The 19,498-nt window shown below is 63.0% G+C and carries 18 protein-coding genes and 1 tRNA gene; 9 read left to right on the forward strand and 10 right to left on the reverse strand.

What is annotated here, in order from left to right; translation table 11 throughout:
* Positions 1-35: 35 nt before the first annotated feature.
* The 9 genes from fzlA to EEB11_RS10085 all read right to left on the reverse strand — a co-directional run bounded on the left by fzlA (position 36) and on the right by EEB11_RS10085 (position 11,808).
* Positions 36-701, reverse strand: coding sequence for an FtsZ-binding protein FzlA (gene fzlA, locus EEB11_RS10045; RefSeq protein ID WP_135430917.1), 666 nt, complete (start codon positions 699-701; stop codon positions 36-38).
* Between the two features lie 86 nt (positions 702-787).
* Positions 788-1,459, reverse strand: coding sequence for a phosphoglycolate phosphatase (gene gph / locus EEB11_RS10050; protein WP_135430919.1), 672 nt, complete (start codon positions 1,457-1,459; stop codon positions 788-790).
* A complete protein-coding gene (gene rpe / locus EEB11_RS10055; protein ID WP_135430921.1) occupies positions 1,456-2,145 on the reverse strand; it encodes a ribulose-phosphate 3-epimerase in 690 nt (229 codons plus the stop codon). The genes gph and rpe overlap by 4 nt, the downstream gene beginning before the upstream one ends.
* Positions 2,146-2,234: 89 nt before the next feature.
* Complete coding sequence (mtgA, locus tag EEB11_RS10060) at positions 2,235-2,969, reverse strand: monofunctional biosynthetic peptidoglycan transglycosylase (protein ID WP_135430924.1); 735 nt, start codon at positions 2,967-2,969, stop codon at positions 2,235-2,237.
* A gap of 94 nt (positions 2,970-3,063) precedes the next feature.
* Complete coding sequence (gene gltB / locus EEB11_RS10065; RefSeq protein WP_135430927.1) at positions 3,064-7,602, reverse strand: glutamate synthase large subunit; 4,539 nt, start codon at positions 7,600-7,602, stop codon at positions 3,064-3,066.
* Positions 7,589-8,302, reverse strand: coding sequence for a hypothetical protein (locus EEB11_RS10070; protein ID WP_135430930.1), 714 nt, complete (start codon positions 8,300-8,302; stop codon positions 7,589-7,591). The genes gltB and EEB11_RS10070 overlap by 14 nt, the downstream gene beginning before the upstream one ends.
* Positions 8,303-8,420: 118 nt before the next feature.
* Positions 8,421-9,857: an NAD(P)-dependent oxidoreductase gene (locus EEB11_RS10075; RefSeq protein ID WP_135430933.1), complete on the reverse strand. Its 1,437-nt coding sequence runs from the start codon at positions 9,855-9,857 to the stop codon at positions 8,421-8,423.
* 159 nt (positions 9,858-10,016) lie between these two features.
* The gene (locus EEB11_RS10080) at positions 10,017-10,817 is read right to left on the reverse strand and encodes an undecaprenyl-diphosphate phosphatase (protein WP_135430935.1); all 801 of its coding nucleotides are present in this window, start codon (positions 10,815-10,817) and stop codon (positions 10,017-10,019) included.
* A gap of 4 nt (positions 10,818-10,821) precedes the next feature.
* Complete coding sequence (locus EEB11_RS10085) at positions 10,822-11,808, reverse strand: complex I NDUFA9 subunit family protein (protein ID WP_135430937.1); 987 nt, start codon at positions 11,806-11,808, stop codon at positions 10,822-10,824.
* 165 nt (positions 11,809-11,973) lie between these two features.
* On the opposite strand from EEB11_RS10085, the gene EEB11_RS10090 reads away from it, so the two are divergent.
* The 9 genes from EEB11_RS10090 to EEB11_RS10130 all read left to right on the forward strand — a co-directional run bounded on the left by EEB11_RS10090 (position 11,974) and on the right by EEB11_RS10130 (position 18,105).
* Positions 11,974-12,058 (forward strand) — tRNA-Leu (locus EEB11_RS10090).
* 107 nt (positions 12,059-12,165) lie between these two features.
* Positions 12,166-12,780: a ribonuclease D gene (locus tag EEB11_RS10095; protein ID WP_135430939.1), complete on the forward strand. Its 615-nt coding sequence runs from the start codon at positions 12,166-12,168 to the stop codon at positions 12,778-12,780.
* 84 nt (positions 12,781-12,864) lie between these two features.
* A complete protein-coding gene (gene lptC / locus EEB11_RS10100) occupies positions 12,865-13,470 on the forward strand; it encodes an LPS export ABC transporter periplasmic protein LptC (RefSeq protein ID WP_135430941.1) in 606 nt (201 codons plus the stop codon).
* Positions 13,471-13,498: 28 nt separating this feature from the next.
* Positions 13,499-13,987: an LptA/OstA family protein gene (locus EEB11_RS10105; protein WP_135430943.1), complete on the forward strand. Its 489-nt coding sequence runs from the start codon at positions 13,499-13,501 to the stop codon at positions 13,985-13,987.
* On the forward strand, positions 13,984-14,745 hold the full coding sequence (gene lptB / locus EEB11_RS10110; RefSeq protein ID WP_135430945.1) for an LPS export ABC transporter ATP-binding protein: 762 nt from the start codon (positions 13,984-13,986) through the stop codon (positions 14,743-14,745). The genes EEB11_RS10105 and lptB overlap by 4 nt, the downstream gene beginning before the upstream one ends.
* Before the next feature lie 231 nt (positions 14,746-14,976).
* Entirely contained in the window at positions 14,977-15,552 is a 576-nt protein-coding gene (gene hpf, locus EEB11_RS10115; RefSeq protein WP_135430948.1) for a ribosome hibernation-promoting factor, HPF/YfiA family, read from the forward strand.
* A gap of 36 nt (positions 15,553-15,588) precedes the next feature.
* Positions 15,589-16,053: a PTS sugar transporter subunit IIA gene (locus EEB11_RS10120; protein ID WP_135430950.1), complete on the forward strand. Its 465-nt coding sequence runs from the start codon at positions 15,589-15,591 to the stop codon at positions 16,051-16,053.
* A gap of 43 nt (positions 16,054-16,096) precedes the next feature.
* Entirely contained in the window at positions 16,097-16,663 is a 567-nt protein-coding gene (locus EEB11_RS10125; RefSeq protein ID WP_245298855.1) for an SDR family oxidoreductase, read from the forward strand.
* The gene (locus EEB11_RS10130) at positions 16,660-18,105 is read left to right on the forward strand and encodes a mannitol dehydrogenase family protein (protein ID WP_135430952.1); all 1,446 of its coding nucleotides are present in this window, start codon (positions 16,660-16,662) and stop codon (positions 18,103-18,105) included. Before EEB11_RS10125 ends, EEB11_RS10130 begins: the two co-directional genes overlap by 4 nt.
* On the opposite strand, the gene EEB11_RS10135 is transcribed toward EEB11_RS10130, so the two are convergent.
* Positions 18,090-19,496 carry a nodulation protein NodH gene (locus EEB11_RS10135; protein WP_135431328.1) on the reverse strand — a complete coding sequence of 469 codons (1,407 nt, stop codon included), beginning with the start codon at positions 19,494-19,496 and terminating at the stop codon, positions 18,090-18,092. The two genes, EEB11_RS10130 and EEB11_RS10135, sit on opposite strands and share 16 nt — an antisense overlap.
* Positions 19,497-19,498 lie beyond the last annotated feature (2 nt).

Genomic DNA, 19,498 nt, shown 5'->3' on the forward strand with positions numbered 1-19,498 from the left:
CCAGCCGGCGACGGGCAGCGCCCCCGGGGGTGCCGTCAGAAATCCAGATCGGCGTAATGCGCCGGTGGCGGGAATCCCGGCACCTGATCGGCCAGCAGGGTGCGGAAACTGGGGCGCGACTTGATCTTGGCATACCAGTCCTTCACCGTGGCCGACCGGTTCCAGTCCACATCGCTGATGTAATCCAGGCACGACAGATGCGCGGCGGCAGTGAAATCCGCCAGCGTCATGATATCCCCCGCCAGCCAGCGGCGCTGGTCCAGAATCCATGCCATATAGTCCAGATGAAACTTGATCCGCCCGGCCCCGAACTTCACGTTCTTCGAATCCGGATAGCCCAGCTTCATCACCTTCTTGTTCACCCGCTCATACAGCAGCTTTGACGTGACCTCGGCATGGAATTTGTCGTCAAACCAGGAACAGATCCGCCGCACCTCATAGCGCACCTCCGGATCGCGCGGCATCAGCGCGGGCGTCGGAAAGGTCTCGTCCAGATATTCGCAGATCGCCTGACTTTCGCTCAGCGTCTTTTGCTCCATCTTCAGGATCGGCACCTTGCCCGCCGGGTTGCGGCGCAGGAAATCGGGGCTGGGCTCCCAATACCGCTCTTCAACCAGCTCCACCTCCAGCTTCTTTTCCGCCAGCGTCAGACGCACCTTGCGGCAGAACGGAGAGAGGGGGAAATGGTAAAGGCGGATCATGCAGCACCCGTGTAAAATTTGTGCAACTGATACAGGCCATGCACCCGGGGTTCAATGCGCAACCGCCCCCGGGGTGGCGAGGCCGGTCAGTCTGCGCCGGTTCCGCGCAGCAGGGCGGCCAGTGCCTCGGGCAGGCTGGCAAAGTCCGAAAACGCCAGCGCATGCGGCAGATCGGCCACCGGGGTCTTGCGATAGCCTTCGGTGAACAGGGCAAAGGGCACCACCGCCGCCAGCGCCGTTGCCGCATCCACCTCACTGTCACCGACATAAACGGTAGACCCCCCGCCCAAGCCCGCGATACAGGCATGCAGCGGTGCCGGATCGGGCTTGGCCACCGGCAAAGAGTCGCCGCCGATCACCACGCTGAAAAACCCCTCCAGCCCCAGATCGCGCAGCCCGGCGCGCGCCGGGGCCACAGGCTTGTTGGTACAGACCGCCATTTGATGCCCGGCCTGCTGAAACGCCGTCAGCGCCGCCACCACCCCCGGATAAGTCCGGGTCAGTGCCGAGGACGCGGCATTGTAATGGCCCAGCGTAATCCCGACCAACCGGGGATGCGCGCTTGGGTCCATCCCGCAATGCCGGATCACCCGTTCCACCAGATTGGGCAGACCAAGCCCGATAAACGAGGTCACCGTCGCCAGATCAAGCGGTGCCTTCCCCTCCCCCGCCAGCATCCGCGCGACAGCGGCATGGATGTCAGGCGCGGAATCGACCAGCGTGCCGTCCAGATCGAACACCAGATGCGTGCGGCTCACCGTGCCGCCTCTGCCGCAGCGCGGATGGCGCGGATGTTGTCGCCATAGGGCGCCGGGTTGCCCACCGATCCGCCCTTGAACACCGCCGACCCCGCCACCAGCACATCGGCCCCCGCCGCCGCCACCAAAGGCGCAGTCTCCACCGTCACCCCGCCGTCAATCTCGATATGCACCGGACGGTCGCCGATCATGGCGCGCAAGCGGCGCACCTTCTCCACCTGGCTGTGAATGAACTTCTGCCCGCCAAAACCGGGGTTCACCGTCATCACACAGACCAGATCCACCATATCCAGCAGATAGGCCACATCCTCGATTCCGGTGCCGGGGTTGATTGCCAGCCCCGCCTTGGCCCCGGCCCCGCGAATGGCCTGCAGCGTGCGGTGAATATGCGGCCCGGCTTCCAGATGCGCAGTGATCACATCCGCCCCGGCCTGCGCAAAGGCCTCGATATACGGATCGACCGGCGCAATCATCAGGTGCACATCCATCACCCCCTTGATGTGCGGGCGGATCGCGGCACAGGTCGCGGGCCCAAAGGTGATGTTGGGCACGAAATGCCCGTCCATCACATCCACATGCACCCAGTCACAACCCTGCGCCTCGATCGCCGCGCACTCCGCCCCAAAATTCGCGAAATCGGCGGCCAGAATCGACGGCGCGATCTTGATGTTGCGGTCAAATGTCATCTGCATTCTCCTATCAGCCCGTTCAAACTCGCAACCGCTGCCCCCGTCAATGGGGTGATCGACGCGCCCCGGCCTTTGCCCGCAGGCGCTCACCTGAAACACCCGTCCCGCCCATCCGCCGCAATCGTCTCGGCCCCCGCCATGATCGACCGCGTCCGGTTGCGCACGAAATTCGACGGGTTCGACGCCGACCGCGCCTTTGGGTCCGGCAGGATCGCCGCCAGCCGCGCCGCCTGCAGCGCGCTCAAGGACCGCGCATCGACACCGAAATAATGCTCCGCCGCCGCCTGCACCCCGAACACACCCTCGTCGAACTCTGCAACGTTCAGGTAAACCTCCAAAATCCGTTCCTTCGACCAGATCAGCTCCACCGCCGGGGTCAGAACCCCCTCCATCGCCTTGCGCAGCCACGACCGGCCGTGCCACAGGAACACGTTCTTCACCACCTGCTGGCTGATGGTCGATGCCCCCCGACTGCCACCTTCCGCCACTGCCGCGCGGATGGCGTTCATGTCGAACCCCCAGTGCAGGCAGAAGTTCGCATCCTCCGCCGCCACCGCCGACCGGCCCATCACCGGTGCGATATTGTCAAACGCCACCCAGTCCCGCTGCAATCCACCCACCCGGGCCGATTCCTGCAACTGGTAGATATTGACCGGCGGGTTGAGGAAGGAAAACAGCAGCACCAGCACCGCAAAAAACCCGGCCACCCCCAGCACGCCCCGCACCGCCCAGCGCAGCACGCGCCTGCGCAGCGCGCGGGCGGGCACCAGCAGCGGCGCGGCATCAGTGCCCTTGCGGGATTTTCGGGGTGAACTGGCCATACCCCGTTAGGCCTCAAGCGGCGCGCGGGGTCAAGACGCGACGCGCCAAAGAAAAGGGCCCCGCGCGGGACCCTTTGTTATCTTGCGCCGGACCTTACTCTGCCGGAACCTTCACCGCCTCGTCGCTCAGCGGGTGGGGCAGATGCACCAGCATTTCTGTCGGGCAGACCTGCAGGAAATTGGCCCGCTCCGCCTCCCAGTCCGACAGGATCGCGGCTGCCTTGCGGCTGCCGGTTTCGCGCGCATGCGCCTCGATCAGACTGCGCAACTGCCGGTCCCAATGCGGATGGCTGACAGCACAGGTGACCAGCGATTCCATGTTGATGAAATCTTCCGCCACGTCGTCCGGGTCATACAGATAGGCCATGCCCCCGGTCATCCCGGCACCAAAGTTCGCGCCGATCCGGCCCAGAATCACCGCGATGCCGCCGGTCATGTATTCACACCCGTTCGACCCACAGCCTTCGACCACCACATTCGCACCCGAATTGCGCACGGCAAACCGCTCTCCGGCCCGACCGCTGGCAAACAGATAGCCATCGGTTGCGCCATACAGCACCGTGTTGCCGATGATGGTGTTTTCCGACGCCTCCAGCGGCGACGACATCACCGGCCGCACCACGATGGTGCCCCCCGACAACCCCTTGCCAACATAGTCATTGGCGTCGCCCATCACCTCCAGCTTCAACCCGCGCGCGGCAAAGGCGCCCAGCGACTGCCCCGCATTGCCGGTCAGCTTCACCGTCAGGTGGTCGGGCTGCAAGCTGTTGCGCATGCCGAACTTGCGCACGATATGGCTGCTGGCCCGCGTGCCTATGGTGCGGTGGGTGTTCCTCACCGCATAAGACAGCTGCATCTTCTCGCCCTCTTCAAAGAAGCGGGCACCGTCGCGGATGATCTCGGCGTCCAGCGTATCGGGCACCGCATTGCGTGGCTTGGACCGGTCATAGGTGATCCGGTTCGCCCCATCGACGGTAATCAGCAGGGGGTTCAGGTCCAGATCATCCAGATGCGCCGCACCCCGGCTGACCTGCGTCAGCAGATCCGCCCGCCCGATGATCTCGTCCAAAGACCGCGCGCCGATCCCGGCCAGCAGTTCGCGCACTTCCTGCGCGTAGAAGGTGATCAGGTTCACCACCTTGTCCGCCGTGCCGGTGAACTTGCGGCGCAACTCCTCGTTCTGGGTGCAGACCCCCACCGGGCAGGTGTTGGACTGGCACTGCCGCACCATGATGCAGCCCATCGCGATCAACGCGGCGGTGCCGATGCCGTACTCCTCGGCCCCCATCATCGCCGCCATCACCACATCACGCCCCGTGCGCAACCCACCATCGGTGCGCAGCGTCACCCGGTCGCGCAGGTTGTTCATCGACAGCACCTGATGCGCTTCCGTCAGCCCCATCTCCCACGGCAGGCCGGCATATTTGATCGACGTGCCGGGACTGGCCCCGGTGCCGCCATTGTGGCCCGAGATCAGGATGATATCGGCCTTGGCCTTCGCCACGCCCGCCGCAATCGTGCCCACGCCCGACGACGACACCAGCTTCACCGTCACCTTGGCGCGCGGGTTGATCTGCTTCAGGTCATAGATCAGCTGCGCAAGGTCTTCGATGGAATAGATATCGTGGTGCGGCGGGGGCGAAATCAGTGTCACCCCCTTGGTGCTGTGCCGCAGCCGCGCAATCAGCTCGGTCACCTTCATCCCCGGCAGCTGGCCGCCCTCACCGGGCTTGGCCCCCTGCGCCACCTTGATTTCCAACTCCTCGCAGGCGTTCAGATACTCCGCCGTCACACCAAAGCGCCCCGACGCCACCTGCTTGATCTTGGCGCTTGGGTTGTCGCCATTCGCCTCGGGCAGGAAATGGGCCGGGTCTTCGCCGCCTTCGCCAGAGTCAGACTTCGCCCCGATCCGGTTCATCGCCACGTTCAGCGTCTTGTGCGCCTCCGGGCCCAATGCCCCAAGGCTCATGCCCGGCGTGACAAACCGCTTGCGGATCGAAGTGATAGATTCCACCTCCTCAATCGGCACCGGCTTGCCCAAAGGCTTGATGTCCAACAGGTCACGAATATGGATCGGCGGGTTGGCCCGCATCGCCGCCGTGTACTGCTTCCAGATGTCAAAGCTGGCCCGGTCGCAGGCCGCTTGCAGCATATGCATGGTCTGCGCTTCCCAAGCGTGCTTTTCACCCGATCGCCGCGCCTTGTAGAACCCGCCAATCGGCAGCACATCCGCCCCGCCCAGCCAGCCCTTGGCGTGTACCTCTTCCAGCTTCTGCTCGATGCCGGTCAGGCCGATGCCCGAAATCCGGCTGTGCATGCCGGGGAAATACTCGGCCACCATGGCGCGGCTCAGCCCCACCGCCTCAAAGTTCAACCCGCCGCGATAGCTGGAGATCACCGAAATCCCCATCTTCGACATGATCTTCAAGAGGCCACCGTTGATCGCGTCACGATACCGCCGCATGGCATCGGTCAGACTGCCATCCAGCAGCCCCCGGCTGATCCGGTCGGCAATGCTGTCCTGCGCAAGGTAGGCGTTCACCGTGGTCGCCCCGCAACCAATCAACACCGCAAAGTAATGCGGGTCGATACATTCGGCAGACCGCACGTTGACCGAACAGAAGGTCCGCAGCCCCTTGCGCGTCAGCCAGCTGTGCACCGCTGATGTGGCCAGAATCATCGGCATCGGCACCTTGTCTGCGCCCTGATGCTCATCGCTCAGCACCAGATGGCTGGCCCCCGAGCGCACGGCATCTTCTGCCTCGGCCCGGATGCGTTCCAGCCCCTGCCGCAGATCGTCAAGCCCCGCCGTCACCGGGAAGGTACAGTCGATATAGGCCACTTGTTCGCCGAAATGCCGGCACATCACGTCGAATTCCGAATTGGCGATGAACGGGCTTTCCAGAACCAGAATCTCGGTCTGGCTGGAGTTTTCGTCCAGCACGTTCTTCAGGTTGCCAAACCGCGTCTTCAAACTCATCACCCGGCTTTCACGAAGTGAGTCAATCGGCGGGTTTGTCACCTGAGAAAAGTTCTGCCGGAAGAAATGCGACAGCGGGCGGTAGATGCTCGACAGCACCGCCGCAGGCGTATCATCGCCCATGGATGCGATCATTTCCTTGCCGTCTTCGGCCATCGGAGCCAGAACCTGCTCCAGCTCTTCCACCGTGAAACCGGCGGCAATCTGGCGGCGGCGTAGATCGGCACCTTCGAACTGCGCGCGTTCGGGCACATCATGCAGCAGGCTGTTCAGGTCGATGACCTTTTCGATCCACTCGCCATAAGGGTTTGACGCCGCGAGTTTGTCCTTCATCTGCGCGTCGTGATAGAGCTTGCCCTCGGCCATATCGACCGCAATCATCTGTCCCGGTCCCAGCGCGCCCTTTTCGCGGATGGTGGATTCGTCCACCGGCACCATCCCCGCCTCGGACCCGGCGATCAGCAAGCCGTCACCCGTGACCACATAGCGCATGGGGCGCAAGCCGTTGCGGTCAAGCCCGCCACAAACCCAGCGGCCATCGGTCATCGCCAGCGCCGCAGGCCCGTCCCAAGGCTCCATCACCGCATTGCAATAGGCATACATATCGGCCCAGGCTTTCGGCATGTCGGTCGTGGTCTTGCTCCACGCCTCGGGCACCAGCATGGTCTTCGCCATCGGGGCCGACCGGCCCGACCGCACCATCACCTCGAACACCGCATCCAGCGCGCCGGAATCCGACGTGCCCGACGGGATGATCGGCTTGATATCCTCCGCCGCGTCGCCAAAGTTGTTCGACGCCATGCGGATTTCATGGCTTTTCATCCAGTTGACGTTGCCCTTCAGCGTGTTGATCTCGCCGTTATGGGCCAACATGCGGAACGGCTGCGCCAGCCACCACTGCGGGAAGGTATTGGTGGAATACCGCTGGTGATAAATCGCAAACGCAGACTCGAACCGGTCATCCATCAGGTCGGGGTAGAACACCGCAACCTGCTCGGCCAGCATCATGCCCTTGTAGATGATGCTGCGGCACGACAGGCTGCACAGGTACAGCCCTTGAATCTGCGCCGCCACCGCCGCCTTCTCGATCCGACGGCGGATGATATACAGCTCGCGCTCGAACTGTTCCTGATCGATGTCCTTTTCACAGCGGATCAGAATCTGCTCAATCTCGGGGCGCGTCGCATTGGCCTTGTCGCCCAGCACAGACGTGTCCACCGGCACATGCCGCCAGCCATAGATATAGTGCCCCATCCGCAGCACTTCGGCCTCAACAATGGTGCGGCAACGCTCCTGCGCGCCAAAGTCGGTGCGCGGCAAAAACACCTGCCCCACGGCGACCAGCTTGTTGATGTCCGGCTCGTGCCCGGTGCGGCGGATCACGTCGTAGAAAAACTTGACCGGGATCTGCACATGAATGCCCGCGCCGTCGCCGGTCTTGCCATCGGCATCCACAGCACCCCGGTGCCAGATGGCCTTCAGCGCATCAATCCCCGACTGCACCACCTTGCGGCTGGGCTTGCCAGAAATCGCCACCACCAGACCGACACCGCAGGACGAATGCTCGTCATCGGCCTTGTACAGCCCGTTGGCGTCCATCCAGGCGCGCTTTTCCTCTTCGGCCTTTACCCAGGCGTCGTCATAGATGGTCATGGCTGGAATCCTTCTGGCTGGGGACGGCACGTGTCATCAAGGGGTCGCAATCGAACAAAGGCTCTGTCGCTTCAAATCCGGGTTCGCCGGGGAACATGAACTCCACCGGGCTGCCGTCCGTCGGCAGGAAGTCCCCGTCCGGGCCGCGCCATTCCGACGGGCCGGAAAAGAACATCCGCATCTCGGGGTGAATGTATTCGCGGCCGCGCGATTGGCGCAGGACCACACCGGTCTGGTCGGTTTCGGTAAATTCGAACTGGGTTTCCTTCAGCGTCACGCCGTCAATCGTCACGCTCCGTCCGGTCAGCGTGTCAAAGCCGTTGACCCGCGTGCGCTCGCCATTGTCGCGGCTCAGATTGAACTGGAACGTATCGGTGCCGCTGGACAACAACTCGCTGAACGATGCCGGGTCCACCGGGTCGGCATCGAGGGTCTGGCGCACCACACCGTCTCCCAGATCATAGCTTTCGATCCATTCGGCCTCATGGTTGATCCGGCTAAGGAAGAACGGCCCCTGCTGGTCAAAATCGGCACGCCATTTGTCACCGGCGGGATCGGCGCTGCACGTGTAGTGGTTCGACACCCGGCACTGCCGCGACTGCACGGTCAAATAGGTGGTGCAGCCCTCGGGCGGGCTGAATGCCCCGGCAACGGCAGGGGCGGGCAGCAGGGCTGCAACGATCAGCATCTGTTTCAACATCAACCCTGTCCTCCGATCAGGTCAGCCTTGCTGACCTGCGCCCGATATCCCGCCTGCACACCTTACCCTACGTCCGCCATACGTTTGCCATACGCACATCAGACGCCGGCCATACCCGTTATTCCGCAGCCACAGCGCCGGTCTGCGCCAGATATCCGATGATCGCATCCGCCGCCTCGCGCCCGTCACGAATGGCCCAGACCACCAAGGACGCCCCGCGGACAATGTCGCCCGCCGCATAAACGCCGGGCAGGCTGGTCGCATGGGTGCGGAAATCGGCCTTGATCGTGCCCCAGCGGGTCACCGCCAGATCGGGCACGCCCCACAGTGTGGGGATCTCTTCGGGTTCAAAGCCCAGCGCCTGAACCACCAGATCGGCGCCCTCCACATAGTCGGCACCCTCAATCAGTTCCGGCATCTGGCGACCCGTCGAATCCGGCTGCCCAAGGCGCATTTTCTGCACCATCACGCCGTCGACCGCATCCCCGGCGGTAAAGCCCTTCGGCGCAGAAAGCCAAACAAACTCAACGCCTTCTTCCTCGGCATTCTGCACTTCGCGCTGGCTGCCCGGCATGTTCGCCCGGTCGCGGCGGTACAGGCATTTGACCGAAGTCGCGCCCTGACGAATGGCCGTGCGCACACAATCCATCGCCGTGTCGCCACCACCGATCACCACCACCCGCTTGCCTTCCGCATTCAGCTCGCCCGAGTCGAACTCTGGCACATCGTCGCCAAAGCTCTTGCGGTTGCTGGCGGTCAGGTAATCCAGCGCCCGCACCACACCGCGCGCGCCCACGCCGGGCGCCTCGATGTCGCGCGATTTGTAAACGCCGGTGGCGATCAGCACCGCATCATGCTGGCCGCGGATCGCGTCAAAGCTGATATCGACGCCCACCGAACAGTTCAGCACGAACTGCACGCCCCCCAGCTCAAGCTGTTCAATCCGTTGCATCACAACGGGTTTTTCCAGCTTGAACCCCGGAATCCCATAGGTCATCAACCCGCCCGCGCGGTCATAGCGGTCATAGACCGTCACCTGATAGCCCTGGCGGCGCAGCACATCGGCGGCGGCAAGCCCCCCCGGCCCGGCCCCGATGATGGCAACGCTTTCGCCGCGTTCAACTGCGGGCTTGATCGGCTTCACCCAGCCGTTTTCCCAAGCCATATCGGTGATGTATTTCTCAACCGACCCGATGGTCACCGTCCCATGGCCCGACTGTTCGATCACGCAATTGCCTTCGCACAGCCGGTCCTGCGGGCAGATGCGGCCGCAGATCTCGGGAAAGGTATTGGTGGCCTGGCTCAGCTCATAGGCTTCCTGCAACCGGCCTTCGGCCGTCAGCCGCAGCCAGTCGGGGATATTGTTGTGCAGCGGGCAATGCGACTGGCAATAGGGCACGCCACACTGGCTGCACCGCGCGGCCTGTTCGGCGGCCTTCTCGGTCGCGAACTCGCGGTAAATCTCATGGAAGTCCTGATTGCGTAACGTAGCCGGGCGCTTTTCGGGCGTCTCTTTGGCGACGGTCACGAATCTTAGCATTTTCTGCGTGGCCAAGGCTGCGTCTCCCATGCGGATATCGGGTTCGCTTTCATAGCCAACCCCCAAAGGGAATAAAAGTCAGCAGTGCTGACCTTATTTGCGCTTTTTTAGACCTTTGGTCAGCTGTGTTGATATTTTCTTGGCAAAATAGGTCAGCACACAGTACCTATGTCCCTATGCACCCGCCGAAAGCGCAATCACAGCAATGGTTCCGACAATGATTCGCCACCAGCCGAACACCGCATAACCATGCCGCCCAACAAACCCGAGCACCGCCCGCACCACAAGCACGGCAGAGACAAAGGCCACGGCAAAACCCACGGCGATATCGGCCATTGCCGAAAAATCCAGCAAATCACGGGATTTGAACAGGTCATAAGCAACCGCAGCCCCCATGGTCGGCAGGCTGAGCAGAAACGAAAACTCTGCCGCCGCCCGTTTTTCAACGCCCAGCATCAAGGCCCCTACAATCGTGGCCCCAGACCGCGACACCCCTGGAATCATTGCGACACATTGGCAGATCCCGATCACAAGCGCCTTGCGCAAAGGCAGCCCAGTCGCATCAAAATGCACCGGCGGCGGGGCAATCCGGTCAATCATCAGCAGGATAACCCCGCCAACAATCAGCATCACCGCGATCAGCATCGGCGTGTCAAACAGCACCGTCTTGATGAAATCATGCGCCAGCAACCCAATGAACACCGCCGGCAGAAATGCGATCAGCAAGGACAGCAGGGACCGCATCGCCGCCGGATCGGTCCGCGCCCGCAAGGCAAGCCCGGTCAGCTTGGCCGCATAAAGCGAGATCAGCGCCAGAACGGCCCCCAGCTGGATCACAACTTCAAACGTGTTTCCGGGGCTGTCAAAGCCAAGGAAATGGCCCGCCAGCAACAGATGCCCGGTCGATGACACCGGGATGAATTCGGTCAGGCCTTCAAGAAGACCAAGAACTGCCGCAAGAAAGATATTGTCCACAAAATCAGGCCTTTTTCAGGTTCTTCGCCGAATTCTTGATCGCGGCATACTGGCCCGAGGGGCGGTAGCGCCACAAATATTCAGGCAGGACCGAGTCGATAGAGGTGGGGGTAATGCCAAGCTGGGCAAAACCCATGGCACCATCCGCCACCACATTGTCGCGCGCAAGGTTGCGGACCTGATCACGGGTCAGCGTCTTGTTCTCAAACAGGCCCACTGTCAGCGTTTGCAGCAGATCGAACGCGCCACCCATCAGGCGCGCCACAAAAAACGGCACATTCACAATCAGACGGCGGCGCTGGACCACGGCCAGCATCTTCTGCATCAGCTCGCGGAAGCTGGCCACATCGGGCCCGCCAAGCTCATACACGCCGGGTGCTGCCTGCCCATTTGCAGCCAGCACAGCGGCCTGCGCCACATCATCCACATAAACCGGCTGAAAGCGCGTGTCCGCCCCCACAACCGGCAGCACCGGCGACAGTGTGGACATACCGGCAAAGCGGTTGAAGAACTGATCCTCGGTGCCAAAAATCACCGACGGGCGCAGAATGACGGCCGTCGGATAGGCGGCCAGAACCGCCGCCTCGCCTTCGGCCTTGCTGCGGGCGTATTCACTGTCGCTGGCGGGGTCGGCCCCGATCGCCGACATCTGCACCAGATGCGGCACAGCAAGTTCGGTGGCAATCCGGGCCACCCGCGCAGCCCCCTGTGCCTGCACCGAGTCGAAGGTATTCTTGCCCGACCGGTTCAAAATTCCCACACAGTTGATCACCGCATCTGCGCCGGTCATCACCGCGCGCACGCTGGCATCATCCCGGATATTGCACAGCACAGGTTCCACCTGACCGGGCACCCCATAGGGCCGGACGAACAGCGCATCATTGGGGCGGCGCACCGCGACCCGGACGCGCCAGCCATCCTTGGCCATGCGCCTTGCAATGTAACGGCCCACAAAACCCGAACCGCCATAGATGGTGACAAGCTTGCCCATGCGCAGGACCCCTTTCGGCCAGACGAAATCTGAAACTTCCATAGCTTTCACGCCCTCTGCGGGCAAGATGAAAGGCCGCCGCACCCATTCTGCGAATTTTGAAAATCCTTGCATCCGCCCCGTTGACACCCCCGCATTGGCCGCATAGAAGCCGCCTACACCATCGCCCAGATGGCGGAATTGGTAGACGCACTGGTTTCAGGTACCAGCGCTGCAAGGCGTGGAGGTTCGAGTCCTCTTCTGGGCACCAAATTCAAAACGGCCGTCCTTCGGGACGGCCGTTTTCATTTGACCCGCCGTTTTCATTTGACCCATAGCCTGCTAGAGCGGCACATCTTCTTGAAAAAGGGTCCCTCCGTGACGATTCACCTGCACCAGAATGACCTGCCCGATGGCCTTTCCCTTGGCCCCGTGGTGGCAATTGATACGGAAACCATGGGTCTTGACCCCCGCCGCGACCGTTTGTGCGTGGTGCAGCTGTCTGACGGCGCCGGCGATGCGCATCTGGTGCAGATCGCCCTTGGCCAGACCAGTGCGCCAAACCTCGAACGCCTGCTGACCGACCCTGACACCCTGAAGCTGTTCCACTTCGGGCGATTCGACGTGGCCGCGCTCAAAAAGGCTTTCGGCGTCACGACCCAGCCGGTCTGGTGCACCAAGATCGCCTCAAGGCTGATCCGAACCTTTACCGACCGCCATGGGCTGAAATATCTGCTGCTGGAACTGGTTGGTGTGGACGTGTCAAAGCAACAGCAGACCAGCGACTGGGGTGCCGAAACCCTGACCGATGCGCAAAAGGATTATGCGGCGTCAGATGTCCTCTACCTGCACGCCCTCAAGGCCGAGCTTGAAAAGCGGCTGGCCCGCGAAGGCCGCACCGACCTGGCGAACCGGCTGTTTGCCTTTCTGCCAACCCGGGCGGAACTGGATCTGATGGGCTGGGACGAGCCCAATGACATCTTCCATCACTAGGCGGCGGGCCGCCGAGGGCAGGACGGGGCAGGTTGGTCTTATCCTTCGCGCCCTGTACCCTTTGGCAAACACGGGCTGCGCCAGATGATGCAAGCAGATTTTCACACGCGGTTGATCGGCTGGCTCAAGGTGATCCTGCCGCTCTTGGCGCTTGTGATCCTGTCGACCTTGTTTCTGGTGGCGCGGACCATCAACCCTGACGATGCCCTTCCCTATGCCGATGTCGATGTGGAAGAGCGCCTGCGCGAACCCCGGATGACCGCACCGACATATGCCGGGCTGACCAGCGACGGTGCCGCCCTGACCATCAGCGCGGATGAAGCCCGGCCGGCGGCGGCTGATGGCGCAGGGGCCAGTGCAAGCGCGCTGAACGGGCTGCTCGAAACACCCGATGGCGGCTCAACCCAGCTGGTGGCCGGCGCAGGCCGGGTGGACCCTGCGGCGCGACAGATCCTGTTGTCGGACGGGGTGACGGTGATATCCTCGACCGGATGGACAATCGTGGGCGACCGACTGACCGCTGATATGGACACCACAGACATAGCGCTGCCCGACCCAGTCACCGCCACCGGTCCGGCGGGGGTGGTCACCGCCGACACAATGCGCCTGACCCAGGATGGCACACGCAATGGTGCCTATCTTCTGGTTTTCAACGGGACGGTAAAGCTGATATACCAGCCGGTAAATTGACCAGATGATCCATTATTGCAGGCATCCCATGATCCATTTCTTGCGCGCCCTTGGTCTTTTGGCCATCCTTTCCGGCCCGGCCACCGCGCAACAGGCCGACATCCGCTTTGGCGGCCTGCAACAGGACACCACCTTGCCGGTTGAGGTCACGTCAGACTCGCTGTCGGTGGATCAGGCCAGCGGGGCGGCGGTGTTCACCGGCAATGTCACGGCAAAACAGGGCGAAATGCGCCTGACCGCCGGAACGATCCGGGTGGAATACGCCGAAGGCAACCAGGGCATCGACAAGCTGATCGCCAGTGACGGGGTCACGCTGGTCAGCCCGACCGACGCCGCCGAAGCGACCGAGGCGGTCTATACCATCGCAAGCGGCAATGTGGTGATGACGGGCAATGTCTTGCTGACCCAGGGCGGTGCCGCAATTTCCGGCGAAAGGCTGACCGTCAACCTGACGGACGGGACCGGCACCATGACTGGACAGGTGAGGACGATTTTCACCCCGGGTGGTGCCCCTTGACCCCCACCCCATCCCTGTCCGTGACCACCGGCAGCGCAGGTCTGGTGATCCGCTCCCTGCGCAAAAGCTACAAGAAGCGCCCCGTGATCCGGGATGTATCGATGCATCTGAACCGGGGCGAGGTTGTGGCCCTGCTGGGACCGAACGGCTCGGGCAAGACCACCTGCTTTTATGCCATTGCCGGGCTGGTCACCCCAGAAGGCGGGCAGGTCATTATCGACGGCAAGGATGTGACCGCCCTGCCGATGTATCGCCGCGCCCGGCTCGGCATCGGTTATCTGCCGCAAGAGGTCAGCATTTTCCGGGGGCTGTCGGTCGAAGACAACATCCTTGCCGTGCTGGAAATCACCGATCTGGACCGGCACAAGCAACGCGAACGGCTGGAAGAGCTGCTGTCGGAATTTTCCATCACCCACCTGCGCCGTGCGCCTGCCTTGGCGCTGTCGGGGGGCGAACGCCGGCGCGTGGAAATCGCGCGCTGTCTGGCGGCCAACCCGAAATATCTGCTGCTCGACGAACCCTTTGCCGGGGTCGACCCGATTGCGGTGGGCGAAATCCGCAGCCTTGTGCATGATCTGAAATCGCGCGGCATCGGCGTGCTGATCACCGACCATAACGTCCGGGAAACGCTGGAAATTGTGGACCGCGCCTATATCCTGCACGACGGCCATGTGCTGATGAGCGGCACCACGGATGAGGTGGTGCGCGATGAAACCGTGCGCCGGGTCTATCTGGGGCAAAATTTCCGCATTTCCTGACTGTCATCAGATGACAGTCTGATGACGATTCGGTTGACAAGTCCGGTCTGCCTGTCGCCAAATACACGGGATGCGTGCAACAACCCGCCCTGTGCCAGACCTGCCCCGCGGCCGCCTTCCGGCCCCGCCACCTTGCAGATGCGCCGCGCGTCCCCATGTCAAAGAGAGAAGACCTTTGGTGCCGCGCACCCTGCCCGGAGCCAGAGCAAGAAGCCCCGCGGAGGAGACATAATGCGTTATCAGATCAGTGGAAAACAGATCGACGTCGGCGAAGCCCTTCAGACCCATGTAAAGTCCGAACTTGGCGAGGTGGTCGAGAAATACGCCCAGCGACCCACCGAGGCTGTCATCGTCTTTTCCCGCGTGGCGCACGAATATGTGTGCGAAACCGTGATCCATCTGTCCACCGGGCTGACCGCACAGGCCAAGGGCCATGCGACGGAAATCTACGCAGCCTTCGAATCCTGCCGCGAAAAGATGGACAAGCAGCTGCGGCGCTACAAACGCCGGATTCGCAACCACCATTCTGCCCGTACGACACCTGTTGAATTCGGCGGGGCATCCTCGTATATCCTCGCCCCAACCGAGGACGCCGAGGATGTGGAGCCTGACAGCCTTCAGCCCATCGTGATCGCCGAGATGGAGACGAAGATCCCTTCGATCACCGTCGGCGAAGCCGTGATGCAGCTGGAACTCAATGGCAACCGGATGCTTGTCTTCCGCAACGAAGGGCACGGTGGGGTGAATGTGGTCTATCGCCGCGACGACGGCAATATAGGCTGGATCGACCCGCGCAACAGCAAGTAAGGGCAGCGCAACGGCTGTTCGGGAACACGACCGTCCATGGATCTAGCAAAGCTAATTACGCCCGGCGCCGTTCGCGTCGTCGGGCAGATCACCAGCAAAAAGCGTCTTTTCCAGGAATTGGGAGAGATGGTCGCCTCAAGCTACAGGCTCACGGCGGGCGTTGCGGTGGACGGATTGCAGGAACGCGAAAGCCTTGGCCCCACCGGTGTGGGCCATGGCATCGCCCTGCCCCATGCGCGGCTGCAGGATCTTGACCGTATCGTGGGCGTGTTCATCCGGCTGGAAAAACCGCTGGATTACGACAGCGTGGATCGCCAGCCGGTCGACCTGATCTTCGGCCTGTTCGCGCCCAAGGATTCCGGGGTCGACCACCTCAAGGCACTGGCGCTGGTCAGCCGCACCATGCGCGACCAGAACGTGGTGGCCAAACTGCGCGCCAACAGCGACCCGGCCAAGCTGCACGCCATCCTGACCGAATCCCGCACCCCGCAAGCGGCCTGACGGCTGCAGGGGCCGCGCCTGTGTCATTTTCGACGGCGACGGCGTGCTGGCCATAGCGCTGGCGGCGCGCGGGGTCATCATCGACCTGCCTTATGTCGCGCGCCACTTTCTGGGGCGCGGCTATCCGGTGGTGATGGCGCAGATCCGGGCCGGGCCCGGTCTGGACCTGCCCCCAGGCTGTGAAGACGATGACCGCGCAGCCCGATGTACTTGTACCGCAGCCCCGCCAACCTGTTGCCGCATGAGTCATCGGCAGCCCGAAAGTGACCGCGGTCGACAGGGCAGAAGCTGCAAAGCCCGGTGCCAACACCATCGGCATCCGGCCCGAACACATCAGAACCTGATCGCGCATGGTATCAACGTCAACGCCCTTGCGCCCGGCGTTGTCGATGGCGACCATTGGGACGGGGTGGATGCCTTCTTTGCGAAGCATGAGGGCAAACCCCCGGGCCAGAAAACGCGCGAAGTGGCAGGCGCCGTGCCAAAGGGGCGCATGGGCACCGCCACCGATCTGACCGGCACGGCGATTTTCCTTGCCACGCCCGAGGCGAAATGCATCGTTGCCCGGTGCTTTGGTGCCGATGGCGGAAAACGGGATGGCCTGACATGACACTTCCCCCCCAAGTCCAGATGCCCGGCTATGACCGCGCCGCACTGACCCCCGGCATCGTTCACATTGGTCTGGGCAATTTTCACCGCGCCCATATGGCGGTGTACCTTGATGACTTGATGGCCATGGGTCTGGCGCAGGACTGGGCCATTCTGGGGGCCGGTGTGCGCCCCCCCGATGCGCAGATGCGCGCGGCGCTGATGGCGCAGGACTGTCTATCCACGATCATCGAGCTGGACCCCAAGGGCCGCACCGCCCGCCGCGTCGGGGCCATGACCGGGTTCATCGAAGTACAGCCCGACAATGCAGCCCTGATCAAAGCGATGACCGATCCCGCCATCCGCATCGTCAGCCTGACGGTCACCGAGGGCGGTTATTTCATCAACGCCGCCACTGGGCAGTTCGACCCCGAAGCCGCAGAAATCCGGCACGACGCTGCACACCCCGCCACCCCGAAAACCGCCTTTGGCGCAATTCTTGCGGCACTCCGCGCGCGCAATGCGGCAGGCACCGCCCCCTTCACCGTGCTCAGCTGCGACAACCTGCCCGGCAACGGCCACGTCACGCAATCGGCCATTGTGGGCCTCGCCCGCCTGTCAGACGCAGGCTTTGCCGACTGGGTACAGGCCAATGTCGCCTTCCCCAACGGCATGGTCGACCGCATCACCCCCGCCACCGGCCCGCGTGAGCGCGCAATGGCGGCCGAGTTCGGGCTAGCGGATGACCCCGTCCCGGTCACCTGCGAGCCCTTCCGCCAGTGGGTGCTGGAAGACCGCTTCCCGCAAGGCCGCCCGCCGCTGGAACGGGTGGGTGTGACCTTCACCGATAACGTCCACGCCCATGAAGCGATGAAGATCCGCATCCTGAACGGCGGCCACGCCACCATCGCCTATCCGGGCGCGCTGATGGATGTGGACTATGTGCATGAGGCGATGGCCAACCCGCTGATCAGCGGCTTTCTGGACAAGGTGGAACGTGAGGAGATTATTCCTTACGTCGCCCCGGTGCCCGACATCGACCTCTATGCCTATTACGACACAATCCGCGCCCGCTTCAGCAACGCGCAGGTGGCCGATACCGAACGCCGCCTGTGTTTTGACGGATCGAACCGGCAGCCGAAGTTCATCATCCCCTCCCTGCGCGATGCTCTGACAGCGGGTGGCAAAATTGACGGTCTGGCGCTGGTCTCGGCCCTGTGGTGCCGTTATTGCGCAGGCACCACCGACTCTGGCGCTGTGACCCCACCGAACGATCCGGACTGGCCCCACCTGCAGCAGCTGTCCCTGACGGCCAGAACTGATCCGCCGGTCTGGATCGCGCAAAAGGCCACCTACGGCGATACCGGCGCAGACCCGCGCTTTGCCTCCGCCTTCGCCGAGGCGCTGAACGCGCTTTGGGCAGACGGCACGGCGAAGACGCTGCAGCGCTATCTTGGCGGCTGACCCCAGTCGGCAAAGCCAAAGGCCAGATAGTCCCGCGCATAAGCCTCGCGCGCGGCAGCCTCCACCTCGGCACTGTAGATGTCGCGCAGCGGCATGAAATCATGCGCGGGCGCGGGGGGCAGCGGCGGGGCAGCCTCCCCCACCTCCGCCAAAAGAAAGCTCAGCCCTGCCGTCAACCCATCTTCGCGCAGCACCATATCCGGCCCCTGAAACCCCGCAAAGCCCTGAAGAATGGCTGACTGGCTGGCCCAATGCACATCGACGCGGGCGGATGTCTGGCCCGACAGGTTCAGCCTGACCCAAGCCAGAAACCCGATGAACCCGGCCCGGTGCGCCGCCGCATCGGCATAATCCGCCCCCGGTGCGGGCAGGTCCAGCTTGTGGATCTTGCCCATCTGCTCGCGGATCTGGGCAAAATCGCCGGACAGGATCTGCGCACAAAACGCCTCATGCGCCCGCGCCACCGGATGGCGCAGCACGGTGAAGGACCGGTGTCCGGGCCGCGCCTTCTTCCACTGCCGCAGGGTCTTTTGCGTAAACCCGCCCTCAACCCCGCCAAAGCCCTGCAACCACCCCGTCACCTGCGCCACCGGCCCCCCCGGCACCGGCATATACAAAAGCCCCACACGCCGGGCGGCTACAAACTGCGGCACCATCGGTGCACGGCGCGGCTCGAAATTCGGGGTGCGCCCCAGATTGAACCGGTCCATCCGCGCCAAGCTGCGTTCCATCTCCTCCGGGTTCACAACCTTCTGGGCAATCTCTTCGGGGTTTTGCTTTTTCAGACTGGCATCCAGCCCCGCCAGGCCCTCAACCCCCAGAAAGCTGGCCAGCCCGTTCAGCACATCCAGATCGTTGATATCTTCATAATCAATGTAGAACGCCGTCTGCCCGCTGACCTGCAACGCGTGCATCAGCTGCACCTGAAACGCCTGCAACGCGGTCACATGCGCCTCGAACTCGGCCGCGTCGAACCGCACCTGCGCGGTTTTCGGGGCCTTCGCCCCGGTCAGCTTCCATTGCCCGGTCGCCTGCGCGATCTTCCAGCTGACATAGCTTTCCAACGGGTTGCGGGTCAGGATGATCTTGGCGCACAGCTTATCCTCCAGCACTGGCTGCAACACGCGCGGGTCATGGTCGTGAAAATACCGGAACCCCGCCACCCCACCCGTCTGCGCCCGCATGGTGCGGATCAGCGCCATCGGGTTCGCCTCGCGGTCGGCCATGGAAAATCCGAACAGGCTGGTCTGGTTCAGCTTGCCGATGAAATAGGGGTTGAACACCTCGCCATGGCACACCACCCCCGGCATCGCGTTCAGGTTGGCCTCAAGAAAATTCGACCCGGTCCGCATTTCCGCAAACATGACAAAGCTGTCGAACCGCCTGCCCATTT

The organism is Pseudotabrizicola sediminis (genome assembly GCF_004745575.1).
Classification (GTDB): domain Bacteria; phylum Pseudomonadota; class Alphaproteobacteria; order Rhodobacterales; family Rhodobacteraceae; genus Pseudotabrizicola; species Pseudotabrizicola sediminis.

What these genes read in the sequence shown, in the direction of transcription:
- mtgA (WP_135430924.1), bottom strand. Translation starts at nt 2,969, where the DNA reads ATGGCCAGTTCACCCCGAAAATCCCGCAAGGGCACTGATGCCGCGCCG.
- fzlA (WP_135430917.1), bottom strand. Translation starts at nt 701, where the DNA reads ATGATCCGCCTTTACCATTTCCCCCTCTCTCCGTTCTGCCGCAAGGTG.
- lptC (WP_135430941.1), top strand. Translation starts at nt 12,865, where the DNA reads ATGATGCAAGCAGATTTTCACACGCGGTTGATCGGCTGGCTCAAGGTG.
- gltB (WP_135430927.1), bottom strand. Translation starts at nt 7,602, where the DNA reads ATGACCATCTATGACGACGCCTGGGTAAAGGCCGAAGAGGAAAAGCGC.
- EEB11_RS10130 (WP_135430952.1), top strand. Translation starts at nt 16,660, where the DNA reads ATGACACTTCCCCCCCAAGTCCAGATGCCCGGCTATGACCGCGCCGCA.
- EEB11_RS10105 (WP_135430943.1), top strand. Translation starts at nt 13,499, where the DNA reads ATGATCCATTTCTTGCGCGCCCTTGGTCTTTTGGCCATCCTTTCCGGC.
- EEB11_RS10120 (WP_135430950.1), top strand. Translation starts at nt 15,589, where the DNA reads ATGGATCTAGCAAAGCTAATTACGCCCGGCGCCGTTCGCGTCGTCGGG.
- EEB11_RS10070 (WP_135430930.1), bottom strand. Translation starts at nt 8,302, where the DNA reads ATGTTGAAACAGATGCTGATCGTTGCAGCCCTGCTGCCCGCCCCTGCC.
- EEB11_RS10085 (WP_135430937.1), bottom strand. Translation starts at nt 11,808, where the DNA reads ATGGGCAAGCTTGTCACCATCTATGGCGGTTCGGGTTTTGTGGGCCGT.
- rpe (WP_135430921.1), bottom strand. Translation starts at nt 2,145, where the DNA reads ATGACATTTGACCGCAACATCAAGATCGCGCCGTCGATTCTGGCCGCC.
- EEB11_RS10135 (WP_135431328.1), bottom strand. Translation starts at nt 19,496, where the DNA reads ATGGGCAGGCGGTTCGACAGCTTTGTCATGTTTGCGGAAATGCGGACC.
- hpf (WP_135430948.1), top strand. Translation starts at nt 14,977, where the DNA reads ATGCGTTATCAGATCAGTGGAAAACAGATCGACGTCGGCGAAGCCCTT.